Here is an 11,950-nt window from a genome sequence, read left to right on the forward strand (position 1 = left end):
AGAGTGAAACGATGAACGCGAATCCGACGCCCCGGACGGGGCAAGACGTGCCGACGGTCAAGCTGCTGATCGACGGCGCCTTCGTCGAGTCCGCCACGAACGAGTGGCGCGATATCGTCAACCCGGCGACGCAGCAGGTGCTCGCGCGCGTGCCGTTCGCGACCGTCGCCGAAGTCGACGCGGCCGTGCAGGCCGCGCACGCCGCCTATGCGACGTGGAAGAACACACCGATCGCCGCGCGCATGCGCATCATGCTGAAGTTCCAGGATCTCGTGCGCACGAACCAGCAGCGCATCGCGAAGACGCTGACGGCCGAGCAGGGCAAGACGATTCCCGATGCCGAAGGCGATATCTTCCGCGGCCTCGAAGTGGTCGAGCACGCGTGCTCGATCGGTTCGCTGCAGCTCGGTGAATTCGCGGAGAACGTCGCAGGCGGCGTCGATACCTACACGCTGCGCCAGCCGCTCGGCGTGTGCGCGGGCATCACGCCGTTCAACTTCCCCGCAATGATTCCGCTGTGGATGTTCCCGATGGCGATCGTTTGCGGCAACACGTTCGTGCTGAAGCCGTCGGAGCAGGACCCGATGTCGACGATGGAACTCGTCGCGCTCGCGATCGAGGCCGGCATACCGAAAGGGGTACTGAACGTCGTGCACGGCGGCAAGGAAGTCGTCGATGCGATCTGCACGCATCCGCTCGTGAAGGCGATCTCGTTCGTCGGCTCGACGGCAGTCGGTACGCATGTGTACCAGCTCGGCAGCGCGCATGGCAAGCGCGTGCAGTCGATGATGGGCGCGAAGAACCACGCGGTGGTGTTGCCCGATGCGAACCGCGAGCAGACGATCAATGCGCTCGTCGGCGCCGGCTTCGGCGCGGCGGGGCAGCGCTGCATGGCGACATCGGTCGCGGTGCTGGTTGGCGACGCGCGCGACTGGTTGCCCGATCTCGTCGCCAAGGCGAAGCTTTTGAAGGTGAATGCGGGTGCGGAAGCCGGCACCGACGTCGGCCCGGTCGTGTCGAAGACCGCGAAGGAACGCATCCTGTCGCTGATCGAAGCGGGCGTGAACGAAGGCGCGAAGCTCGAACTCGACGGCCGCGGTGTGACGGTGCCCGGCTACGAAAGCGGCAACTTCATCGGCCCGACGATCTTCTCGGGCGTGAAGACCGACATGTCGGTCTACACGCACGAAATCTTCGGCCCGGTGCTCGTCGTGCTCGAAGCCGACACGCTCGACGACGCGATCGCGCTCGTCAACGCGAACCCGTTCGGCAACGGCGTGGGCCTGTTCACGCAAAGCGGGGCCGCCGCGCGCAAGTTCCAGAGCGAAATCGACATCGGCCAGGTCGGCATCAACATCCCGATTCCGGTACCGGTGCCGTTCTTCAGCTTCACCGGTTCGCGCGGGTCGAAGCTCGGCGATCTCGGCCCGTACGGCAAGCAGGTCGTGCAGTTCTACACGCAGACGAAGACGGTCACCGCGCGCTGGTTCGACGACGACACGACGGCCGGCCCGGTGAATACGACGATCCGGCTGCATTGAGCGGCGGAGGACACGAAAATGAAAATCGGATTTATCGGCCTGGGTCACATGGGTGCGCCGATGGCGCTGAACCTGTTGAAGGCCGGCCATGAAGTGCATGCGTTCGACCTGAGCGCCGACGCATTGCGCGCGCTGCAGGACGCCGGCGCGCAGGTTGCCGCGTCGCCGCGCGATGCCGCGTCGGGCGCGACGTTCGTGATCACGATGCTGCCGGCCGCACCGCACGTGCGCTCGGTGCTGTCCGGCGAAAACGGCGTGCTGGCCGGCCTCGGTGCGGGCGCGACCGTGATCGATTCGAGCACGATCGACCCGGCGAGCGCGCAGGCATTCGGCGCGCTGGTGCGCGAGCACGGCGGCGCGTTCGTCGATGCGCCGGTATCGGGCGGCACCGGCGGCGCGGCGGCCGGCACGCTGACCTTCATGGTCGGCGGCAGCGATGCCGATTTCGAGCGCGTGAAACCCGTGCTCGCCGGCATGGGCAAGAACATCGTCCACTGCGGCGCGACGGGCATGGGGCAGGTCGCGAAGGTCTGCAACAACCTCGTGCTCGGCATCTCGATGGCGGCCGTATCGGAGGCGATGTCGCTCGGCGTCGCGCTCGGCATCGACCCGAAGGTGCTGGCCGGCATCGTCAATACGTCGACGGGCCGCTGCTGGAGCTCGGACACGTACAACCCGTATCCGGGCGTGATCGACACCGCGCCGTCGTCGCGCGGCTACTCGGGCGGCTTCGGCACCGACCTGATGCTGAAGGATCTCGGCCTCGCGAACGACGCCGCGAAGCAGGCGCGCCAGCCCGTCTATCTCGGCGCGCTCGCGCAGCAGCTTTACCAGACGATGAGTAGCCGCGGCGACGGGCAACTCGATTTCTCGGCGGTGATCCGCCTGTACCAACCGGCAACGAAGAAGGACGCGACATGATCGAACTGGACTACGTCGACGACGGCGCGATCGCGTGCGCGACGCTCAAGCGTCCGCCCGCGAACGCCTTTACCGCCGAAGGGCTGCAGCAACTGCAGGAAACCGTCGCCGAACTGAACGCGAACCCGCGCGTGCGCGCGCTGGTGATCACGGGCGACGGCCCGAAGTTCTTCAGCGCGGGCGCCGATCTCAACACGTTCGCCGACGGCGACCGCGCGGTCGCGCGCGCGATGGCGTCGCGTTTCGGTGCGGCATTCGAGGCGCTGCACGATGCACGCGTCGTGACGATCGCGGCGATCAACGGCTACGCGATGGGCGGCGGCCTCGAATGCGCGCTCGCGTGCGACCTGCGGATCGCGGAGACGCATGCGCAGATGGCACTGCCGGAGCCGTCGGTCGGCCTGCTGCCGTGCGGGCTCGGCACGCAGACGCTGCCCTGGCTCGTCGGCGAAGGCTGGGCGAAGAAGATCATCCTGACCGGCGCGCGCGTCGATGCGGCGACGGCGCTCAGGATCGGCCTCGTCGAAGACGTGGTCGAGAGCGGGGCGGCACGCGACGCGGCGCTGGCGCTGGCGCGCAACGTCGCGCGGCAGAGCCCGCACGCGGTTGCATACAGCAAGGAGCTGATCGGCCTCGCGCGCCGCGGCGTGCCGCGCAGCGCGGCGCTCGCGGTCGAGCGCGAACGCTTCGTCGACCTGTTCGACACGAACGATCCGCGCGAAGGCGTAGCCGCGTTTCTCGGCAAGCGCGCGCCGCAGTGGCACACCGACGGAGAGCCGCAACGATGAGCACGCCGGTGACGACTTCCGACGCGTTCGCGGAACCCGCGCCCGAGGTGCTGTTCCGCGTGGTGAATCGCGTGGCGCTGATCACGCTGAACCGGCCGGCCGCGCTCAATGCGCTGTCGTACGCGATGATCGGCGAGCTGGCCGCGCTTTTCGAGCGCTGCCGTCACGACGACCAGATTGTCGCGGTCGTGCTGCGCGGTGCGGGCGAGAAGGGCTTCTGCGCGGGCGGCGACGTGCGCGCGCTGTACCGGATGGTCGCGCAACGCGAAACCTGGCTGCCGTTCTTCGTGGACGAATACCGGCTCGACTACGCGATCCACACGTTCCCGAAGCCGGTGGTCGCGCTGATGGACGGCGTGACGATGGGCGGCGGCATGGGCCTCGCGCAAGGCGCGGCGCTGCGCGTGGCGACCGAGCGCAGCAAGATCGCGATGCCGGAAACGCGCATCGGCCTCGTGCCCGACGTCGGCGCGACGCATTTCCTGTCGCGCATGCCGGTCGAACTCGAACTGTACGTGGGGCTGACCGGCGCGATGCTGTCGGGCGCCGACGCGCTGACCGCGAAGCTGGCAGACCTGTGCGTGCCGTCCGCGTGGCTCGACACGTTCGAGACGCGCATCGAAAGCGTCAAGTGGGACGACGACGTGCTGCCGGCGCTGCGCAAGGTGTTCGAGCCGCCGTGCAACGTCGTGCCGCATGCGGCGCTCGACAGCCAGATGCCGTGGATCGTCCGCCACTTCGACAAGCGTTCGACCGTCGAGCGGATCGTCGCGACGCTGACGCAGGATCTCGCGCGCGACGAGCTGACGCGCGAGCACCGTCAATGGCTGCAGGCGACGCTCGATACGCTCGCCGGCCATTCGCCGACGATGCTGCACGTGACGCGCGAAGCGTTGCTGCGCGGCCGGCAGATGACGCTTGCCGAATCGTTCCGGATGGAGCTGGGTATCGTTGCGCGCGCGATCGAGGAAGGCGACTTCTGCGAAGGCGTGCGCGCGCATCTCGTCGACAAGGATCGCAAGCCGCGCTGGGCGCCCGCATCGCTCGTCGAGCTGCGCGCCGAACGCGTGCGGCATTTCCTGACGTCGCCGTGGAAGCTGTTCGCGCATCCGCTCGCCGATCTCGGCGTGGCGTGACCGCCCGACGCGCCGTACGGCGCGTCGGTTTCATTTCATCTCGTTGAACGCATCCCGGCGCTCGATCATCGGCGGAATCGCCTGTGCGAGCGCGTCGATCACGCAGCGCGTCTTGCGCGGCAGGTAACGCGTCTTTGGCCAGATCGCGTGAATGTCGCCTTCGCAGACGAAGCAGCGGTCGAGCACGACCGCCATCTCGCCGCGCTTCACGTAGTAGTCGAGCAGCCAGCTCGGCAGCCATGCGATCCCGAACCCCGACGCACCGGCCGCCGCGATCGCCTGCACGTCGTCGAAACTCAACTGATGCTGCATGTCGACGCGTACCGTCGAGCCGTCCGGCGCGCGCAGGTCCCACGGCTGCGGCACGCCCGAGCGTGAATATGCGATGGTCCGGTGATGCTTCAGATCGTCGAGCGACTTCGGCATCCCGTAGCGCGCGAGATACGACGGCGCCGCGCCGAGGCTGCCGTATTGCGTGCCGAGCCGGCGCACCGCGAGGCTCGTGCTGTCCGCGAGCGTGCCGATCCGCACCGCGAGGTCGATGCCTTCCTCGACGAGATCGACGAAGCGGTCGGTGATCGACACGTCGATCCGCAGGTGCGGATAGGTGCGCGCGAGGTCGAGCACGATCGGCGTCACGCAGTGGTGCCCGAACGCGAGCGGCACGCTCAGCCGCAGCTTGCCGCGCGCCTCGTGGCGGCCGCAGTCGAGATCGGCTTCCGCCGCTTCCAGTTCCGACAGCGCGCGTACGCAGCGGTCGTAGTACGCCTGGCCGTCGTCGGTCAGGCTCTGGCTGCGCGTCGTGCGCTGCAGCAGCCGAGCGCCGAGCCGCTTCTCGAGCCGCGCGACCGCCTTGCCGACGGCCGAACGCGTCATGTCGAGCCGCTCCGCGGCGAGCGCGAAGCTGCCCGATTCCACCACCTGGACGAAGGTCGTTACGCCGTCGAGTCTGTCGGTCATGGCAGGTTGTGCTGATTGAGTCCTGTGATTCCCCAGTTTGGAGATATGCATGCGTCAATGGGGAGTGAAATTCTCACTATAGTACCGATTCCCGTTCAGCGTGCGTCGCCGGCCGCGCGCGGCAAATCCTTCTCACCTGGAGGCGCGCGGCCTGTCGCCGGGCCGCCGCGCAATACGCATGACGCTATCCGACTCCCGCAGGAATGCGGTCGCGCTCGCGGCCGTCTGTCTCACGTCGCTGATGTTCGGCCTCGAAATCTCGAGCGTGCCGGTGATCCTGCCGACGCTCGAACACGTGCTGCATGGCGATTTCAACGGCATGCAGTGGATCATGAACGCGTACACGATCGCATGTACGACGGTGCTGATGGCGGCCGGCACGCTCGCGGACCGGTTCGGCCGCAAGCGCGTGTACGTGATCGGCACCGTGCTGTTCGGCGCGACGTCGCTGCTGTGCGGGCTCGCGCCGAACGTGCCGGTGCTCGTCGCGGGCCGGCTGCTGCAGGGCGCCAGCGGCGGCGCGATGCTGATCTGCCAGATCGCGGTGCTGTCGCACCAGTTCCGCGAAGGTCGCGAGCGCGGCCGCGCATTCGGGATCTGGGGGATCGTGTTCGGCATCGGGCTCGGCTTCGGGCCGATCGTCGGCGGCGCGATCGTCGCGCTGGCGAGCTGGCCGTGGGTGTTCCTCGTCCATGCGCCGCTCGCGGCCGTGGCGCTCGCGCTGATCGGCGGCGCGGTGCAGGAGTCGCGCGATCCGCATGCGGGCACGCTCGACGTCGCGGGCATCGTCACGCTGTCGCTCGCGGTGCTCGGCCTCGCGTTCTACATCACGCAGAGCGCGGAGCTCGGGCTGACGAGCGCCGCCGGCCTCGGCGTGCTCGGCGCGACCGTGCTGGCGCTCGTGGGCTTCTTCGTCGCGGAGCGCGCCAGCGCGCGGCCGATGTTCGACTTCTCCGTGTTCCGGATTCGCGCGTTCACCGGCGCGATCTTCGGCTCGATGGGGATGAACTTCAGCTTCTGGCCGTTCATGATCTACCTGCCGATCTGGTTCCAGGTCGCGCTCGGCTACGACAGCGTGACGGCCGGCCTCGCGCTGCTCGCGTACACGCTGCCGACGCTGGTCGCGCCGCCGTTCGGCGAACGGCTCGCGCTGCGCTACGGGCCGGGCGTCGTGATCCCGGGCGGCCTGTTCACGATCGCGGCCGGCTTCGCGCTGATGCGGCTCGGCAGCGCGGCGGAGCACGCGAGCTGGCTCACGATGCTGCCCGGCTGCGTGATCGCCGGCATCGGGCTCGGGCTCACGAACACGCCCGTCACCAACACGACGACGGGTGCGGTGCCGAGCGCGCGGGCCGGGATGGCGTCGGGCATCGACATGAGCGCGCGGATGATCTCGCTCGCGCTGAACATCGCGACGATGGGCTTCGTGCTGGTCGCGGGGATTGTCGCGAGCCTGAAGGGCGGTGCCGCGGGTGCGATCGGCGATGCGGCGCTGCGCCGGCTTGCGCAGGAGATCGCGTCGGGTCGTACCGACGGGCTGTACGCGATCGCACCGGCGCTCGCGCAGGCCGACCCGACCGGCGCGGCGCTGCACGCGGCGCTCGTGCACGGGTTCGGCTGGGTGATGGTGTACGGCGCGGCCGGCGTGGCCGTGCTCGCGACCGCGAGCGCGGTGGCGTTCGCGCCGGCGCGGCGTGGAGCGGCCGTGTGCGAATGACGCGGAATGCGGCCGCGCCGGTCAGGACATTCCGCCGCCGAGCGCGCGGTACAGCGTCATCTGGTTGTTGAGCCGGTTCAGCCGCGTCAGCTCGTCGGCGCTTTGCGCGTCGCGCAGCCGCTGCTGCTGGTCGAGCCACGGCTGCACGGCGGTCGCGCCGGCCGCGAACCGCGCGGCGGCAAGCTGTTCGGCGCGCTGCGCCTGGGCCAGCGACAGCGCGCGCTGTTCGGCCTCGCGTTCGAGCTGCACGCGCGCCGACAGCGCATTCTCGACTTCCGCGAGTGCCGTGTAGAGCCGCTGGCGGAACCCGACCACCGCTTCCTCGTACTGCGACTTCGACACCTTGATCTGCAACTGCATCGTGTTCCACTGGATGAACGGCAGCGCGAGGCCGAGCCCGAGCGTGCCGGCCGGATTCATCAGCACGCGCTCGAGGCTCGTGCTCGTCGTGCCGGCGCTGCCGGTCAGCGTGAAGGTCGGATAGAAGCTGGTGCGCGTCGCGTCGACCTGCGCGAGCGATTCGCGCAGCCGGAATTCCGCCGCGCGCAGGTCCGGGCGCCGGCCGAGCAGGCTGGCCGGCAGGCCGGCCGCCACTTCCGGCGGCGGCGCGTCGGGCAGTGCCGACGGTTCGGCCGCGCGTTGCTGCGGCGGCCGGTCGAACAGGAGCGCGAGCGCGTGGCGGTTCTCGGTGCGCTGCTGGATCAGTTGGGTCTGCGCGGCGCGTTGCGCGGACAGGCTCTGTTCGGCCTGCGCGAGATCGAGCCCCGACACGGCGCCGGCCGCATGCCGCGACCGGACGACCGCGAGCGTGCGCACCGCATACGCGATGTTCGCGTCGCCGAGCGCGATCTGCCGGTTCAGATAACCGATCCGCCAGTACAGCGACGCGGTCGTGCCGATCAGCGACAGCCGCGCGGCTTCGAGATCGGCGGCCGTTGCGTCGGCTTCCCAGTGCGCGGCATCGCGCAGCGCGGCCAGCCGGCCCCACAGGTCGATTTCATAGCTGAGCGAACCGGTGACGCCGCTCGACCGGCTCGTCCGGTGCGTATCGAGCGTGCGCGACGCGGCGCCGTTCGCGCCGAGCGATACGGTGGGCGTCAGGTTCGTGTCGACGAGCCCGGCCTGCAGTTGCGCGCGGTACACGCGGATCGCCGCGATCGCGAGATCGTTGTTGGCACGCAGCGCGTCGTCGATCAAGCGGTCGAGTTGCGGATCGCCGAAGCTGCGCCACCAGTCGCGCGTCGTGGCCGGTGCGCCGGCCGCGACCGGCGCTTCCCAGTTCGCGGGCATCGCGACGGCCGGCAGCGGCGCGTGGCGAGCGGATGTGCAGCCGGCCAGCAGCGCGGCCGCGCACGCGAATGCGCCCAGGCGGTGAAGCGGTGAGGAACAGGTCATGGCCGGGCTCCGTCAGTCGCGCGCGAGCGCATCGATCGGATCGAGCCGCGACGCGTTGCGCGCGGGCATGAAACCGAATATCACGCCGGTGAGCGTCGAGCAGACGAACGCCGTCACGATCGCGCCGGCGGAGAACACCATCTTCCATTGCGCGACGAACATCGAGAACACCGCGCCGAGCCCGAACGACAGCGCGATGCCGATCGTGCCGCCGAGCAGGCAGACGAGCACGGCCTCGACGAGGAACTGCTGCAGGATGTCGGACTGGCGCGCGCCGACCGCCATCCGGATGCCGATCTCGCGCGTGCGTTCGGTGACCGACACGAGCATGATGTTCATCACGCCGATCCCGCCGACGACGAGCGAGATCACGGCGATCAGCGACAGCAGCAGCGTCAGCGACTGGCCGGTCTTCTCGACGGTCTTGACCACGCTGTCCATGTTGTACGTGAAGAAATCCTTGCGGCCGTGGCGCTGGATCATCAGCTTTTCGAGGCTTTTCTCGGCGGCGGCGCTCGGTTGCCCGTCGCGCACGCGCACGGTGATGCTGTCGAGATGGCGCTGACCGAACAGGCGTCCGCTCGCGGTCGTGTACGGCACCCACACGTTCAGGCTCTTCACGCTGCCGAATGCGCTCTTCTTGTCGGCCGTGACGCCGATCACGACGCACGGCACATTGTCGACCAGGATCACTTCGCCGACCGGATTGCGCGTCGCGCCGAACAGCTTGCGGCGCGTGTTCTGGTCGATCACGGCCACCTGCGCCTGGCGGCGTACCGCGTCCTCGTCGAACGCGACCCCCAGCGCGAAACGCATCCCGCGCGCCTGGAAGAAGCGGTCGCCGACGCCGCTCACGAGCGCGTTGACGTCGATGTTGCGGTAGCGCAGCAGCAGCGTGCGCGACGTTTCGGGCGTCGCGCTGTCGACGTACGGCTGCTCGGCGAGCGCGGCGACATCGGCCGGCACGAGCGTCTGGATCGAGTCCGCGCGGCTGTCGCCCCAGTCGGTGCCCGGATAGACGTTGATCGTGTTCGTGCCGATGCTGCCGATCTCGTCGAGCATGTAGCGCTTCGCACCTTCACCGATCGCGACGATCGACACGACCGACGTGATGCCGATGATGATGCCGAGCATCGTCAGCAGCGTGCGCAGCCGGTGCGACACGAGCGCGATCCACGCCATCCGGCAAGCCTCGGCGAAGCGGCCGGTGCCGGCCGCGAAGCGGCGCGCGCGCGTGCCGGTGTCTGCGTCGGCGGGCGGCGGGTCGTCGTGCCGATCGCGTGCGGACGGCGCGCCGGCCGATTCTTCGGTCGTGTCGACGCAGGCTTCCGCGAGCGCTTCCGCATAGTGGCGATTCCGCCGGTCGGCGACGATCTCGCCGTCGCTGATCTCGATGATGCGCCGCGCATGGCGCGCGACGTCCTTGTCGTGCGTGACGATGACGATCGTATGGCCGAGCGCGTTCAGCTCGTGCAGGATGCGGATCACGTCCTGGCCGCTTTTCGTGTCGAGCGCGCCGGTCGGCTCGTCGGCGAGGATCACCTGGCCGCCGTTCATCAGCGCGCGCGCAATGCTCACGCGCTGCTGCTGGCCGCCGGACAGTTGCCCGGGCCGGTGGTGCGCGCGATCCGCGAGCCCGAGGCGCGCGAGCAGCTCGCGCGCGCGTTCGTGCCGCTCCGCGCGCGTGGTGCCTGCATAGATCGCGGGCATTTCGAGGTTCGCGACCGCATCGACGTGCGGCAGCAGGTGATAGCGCTGGAACACGAAGCCGAAGTGCTCGCGGCGCAGTTGTGCGAGCTCGTCGCTGTCGAGCATGTGCGTGTCGCGTTCGCCGACCGTGTAGGTGCCTTCGCTCGGGTGATCGAGGCAGCCGAGGATGTTCATCAGCGTCGACTTGCCTGAACCCGACGCGCCGACGATCGCGACGATCTCGCCCGCGTCGATCGACAGGTTGACGTTGTTCAGGACGACGACGTCCTTGTCGCCGGCCGGAAAGCGCCGCGTGACGCTCGAGAGTTTCAGCAGGGGCTGGCGCATCGTCACACCACGTCCGCCAGCGGTGCGTGCTCGTCGGCGGCGGCTTCGCCGATCACGACGCGCTCGCCGTCCTTCAGGCCGGCCAGCACTTCGACGCGTACGTTGTTGTTGATGCCGATGCGGATGTTGCGCGTATCCGTGCTGCCGTCGGCGCGCAGCACGCGGACCGCATAGCTGCCGTCCTTGCGCTTCTCGCCGAGCGCGGCGGCCGGGATGTTGAGTGCGTTGCGCGCGTTGCCGAGCACGATGCCGACCTGCGCGGTCATCGAGATGCGCAGCCGATGCTCGGGATTCGGCACTTCGAACAGCGCGTTGTAGAACACCGCGGCGTTCGGCTTCGCGCCGCCGCCCGCGCCGCCGCCGAGCGCGCTCTGCGCTTCCGCGTAGTTCTGCGGCGCCGGCTCGATCGCGCGCAGCTTGCCGTAGTGGCGCTTGTCCGGTTCGCCGAGGATCGTGAAATACGCGGTCTGGCCGGCGCTCACGCGGATCACGTCGGCTTCCGACACCTGCGCCTTCACGGTCATCGTGTCGAGATCCGCGAGCTTCAGGATCACCGGCGCCTGCTGCTGCGCGATCACGGTCTGGCCTTCCTGCGTGACGATCGCGACGACCTCGCCGTCGATCGGCGCGACGATGCGCGTATAGCCGAGGTTGGCCTGCGCGGTCTCGATCTGGATGCGGGCCGAGCGGATCTGCGCGGCGAGCGACGCGAGCGTCGAGCGCTGCACGTCGAGCGTCGCGCGCGCGGCCTCGAACGCTTCGCGCGACGTCGCATCGTCGGGCAGCATCGCCTGCTGACGCCGGAACGCGAGCTCCGCCTGTGTCAGTTGCGCGGCGGTCGACTGGTGCTGCGCGCGCAGGCTTTCTTCGCCGGCGCGCGCCTGGCGCAGCGCGTTTTCGGAAATCACCGGATCGATTTCGGCGAGCCACTGGCCCTTCGCGACCTTGTCGCCGAGCTTGACCTTCAGCGTCTTCAACTGCCCCGACACCTGCGCGCCGACGTCGACCTGCTTGAACGCCTGCAGCGCGCCGGTCGCGAGCACGGCGTTCTCGAGATCGCCGCGCGTGACGGGCGCGGACAGGTACTGCGGATGCTTGTCGGGCGCGCAGGCCTTCAGCGCGACGCCGGCGGCGATCGCGACGACGGCAAGGGTGGCGAGCACGATGCGCCGGCGGCGATGGGTCTTCTGAGTCATGAGAATGCGGCGAGGATGAAGCGGGCGCCGGCGATGCGTGCGGCCGGGCGGGACGATCCTGTCGGCGTCGCATGCCGGGCATGTCGCCCGCGACGGCCTCCGCGTACGCATCGCGCGGGCGTGCCGATTCGAATCAGGCGCTCATGGTAAGCGAGGAATTCTCGCCAAATCGTGTGGAAATTGTGCTGAATTGTGCGAGCGCCGCGCCGGCGCGGGGGCCGGGCGGCATCATTGTTGCGATCTGTGAAAAGGGGGGAGC

General features: G+C 69.2%; 9 protein-coding genes. 5 read left to right on the plus strand and 4 right to left on the minus strand.

Annotation, left to right across the window (positions count from 1 at the left end):
• The first annotated feature begins 11 nt into the window (after positions 1-11).
• Genes JYG32_RS31510 through JYG32_RS31525 form a run of 4 tightly spaced genes read left to right on the plus strand, consistent with a single transcriptional unit; the run spans position 12 to position 4,386 of the window.
• Entirely contained in the window at positions 12-1,541 is a 1,530-nt protein-coding gene (locus JYG32_RS31510) for a CoA-acylating methylmalonate-semialdehyde dehydrogenase (protein WP_213266207.1), read from the plus strand.
• 18 nt (positions 1,542-1,559) lie between these two features.
• On the plus strand, positions 1,560-2,462 hold the full coding sequence (gene mmsB, locus JYG32_RS31515) for a 3-hydroxyisobutyrate dehydrogenase (RefSeq protein WP_174381404.1): 903 nt from the start codon (positions 1,560-1,562) through the stop codon (positions 2,460-2,462).
• Entirely contained in the window at positions 2,459-3,250 is a 792-nt protein-coding gene (locus tag JYG32_RS31520; RefSeq protein WP_174381403.1) for an enoyl-CoA hydratase, read from the plus strand. Before mmsB ends, JYG32_RS31520 begins: the two co-directional genes overlap by 4 nt.
• Entirely contained in the window at positions 3,247-4,386 is a 1,140-nt protein-coding gene (locus JYG32_RS31525; RefSeq protein WP_213266208.1) for an enoyl-CoA hydratase/isomerase family protein, read from the plus strand. Before JYG32_RS31520 ends, JYG32_RS31525 begins: the two co-directional genes overlap by 4 nt.
• A 30-nt stretch (positions 4,387-4,416) precedes the next feature.
• Here the strand turns inward: JYG32_RS31525 and JYG32_RS31530 are convergent, their stop codons facing one another.
• Positions 4,417-5,346, minus strand: coding sequence for a LysR family transcriptional regulator (locus JYG32_RS31530; RefSeq protein WP_213266209.1), 930 nt, complete (start codon positions 5,344-5,346; stop codon positions 4,417-4,419).
• A 178-nt stretch (positions 5,347-5,524) separates the two neighbouring features.
• Here JYG32_RS31530 and JYG32_RS31535 point away from each other — a divergent pair, with 178 nt between their 5' ends.
• A complete protein-coding gene (locus tag JYG32_RS31535; protein WP_213266210.1) occupies positions 5,525-7,063 on the plus strand; it encodes an MFS transporter in 1,539 nt (512 codons plus the stop codon).
• Positions 7,064-7,084: 21 nt separating this feature from the next.
• On the opposite strand, the gene JYG32_RS31540 is transcribed toward JYG32_RS31535, so the two are convergent.
• From JYG32_RS31540 to JYG32_RS31550, 3 genes are read right to left on the minus strand one after another with little or no spacing between them, the layout of a single operon-like run.
• Entirely contained in the window at positions 7,085-8,458 is a 1,374-nt protein-coding gene (locus JYG32_RS31540) for an efflux transporter outer membrane subunit (protein WP_213266211.1), read from the minus strand.
• Positions 8,459-8,470: 12 nt separating this feature from the next.
• Positions 8,471-10,495 carry a MacB family efflux pump subunit gene (locus tag JYG32_RS31545; RefSeq protein ID WP_213266212.1) on the minus strand — a complete coding sequence of 675 codons (2,025 nt, stop codon included), beginning with the start codon at positions 10,493-10,495 and terminating at the stop codon, positions 8,471-8,473.
• Between the two features lie 2 nt (positions 10,496-10,497).
• The gene (locus JYG32_RS31550) at positions 10,498-11,691 is read right to left on the minus strand and encodes an efflux RND transporter periplasmic adaptor subunit (RefSeq protein WP_213266213.1); all 1,194 of its coding nucleotides are present in this window, start codon (positions 11,689-11,691) and stop codon (positions 10,498-10,500) included.
• Positions 11,692-11,950: the final 259 nt, after the last annotated feature.

This window comes from Burkholderia pyrrocinia, assembly GCF_018417535.1.
GTDB lineage: Bacteria > Pseudomonadota > Gammaproteobacteria > Burkholderiales > Burkholderiaceae > Burkholderia > Burkholderia pyrrocinia_E.

Excerpts from the sequence above, each read along its gene's own strand:
- JYG32_RS31520 (WP_174381403.1), top strand. The coding sequence starts at position 2,459 with ATGATCGAACTGGACTACGTCGACGACGGCGCGATCGCGTGCGCGACG.
- JYG32_RS31510 (WP_213266207.1), top strand. The coding sequence starts at position 12 with ATGAACGCGAATCCGACGCCCCGGACGGGGCAAGACGTGCCGACGGTC.
- JYG32_RS31530 (WP_213266209.1), bottom strand. The coding sequence starts at position 5,346 with ATGACCGACAGACTCGACGGCGTAACGACCTTCGTCCAGGTGGTGGAA.
- JYG32_RS31550 (WP_213266213.1), bottom strand. The coding sequence starts at position 11,691 with ATGACTCAGAAGACCCATCGCCGCCGGCGCATCGTGCTCGCCACCCTT.
- JYG32_RS31535 (WP_213266210.1), top strand. The coding sequence starts at position 5,525 with ATGACGCTATCCGACTCCCGCAGGAATGCGGTCGCGCTCGCGGCCGTC.
- JYG32_RS31545 (WP_213266212.1), bottom strand. The coding sequence starts at position 10,495 with ATGCGCCAGCCCCTGCTGAAACTCTCGAGCGTCACGCGGCGCTTTCCG.
- mmsB (WP_174381404.1), top strand. The coding sequence starts at position 1,560 with ATGAAAATCGGATTTATCGGCCTGGGTCACATGGGTGCGCCGATGGCG.
- JYG32_RS31525 (WP_213266208.1), top strand. The coding sequence starts at position 3,247 with ATGAGCACGCCGGTGACGACTTCCGACGCGTTCGCGGAACCCGCGCCC.
- JYG32_RS31540 (WP_213266211.1), bottom strand. The coding sequence starts at position 8,458 with ATGACCTGTTCCTCACCGCTTCACCGCCTGGGCGCATTCGCGTGCGCG.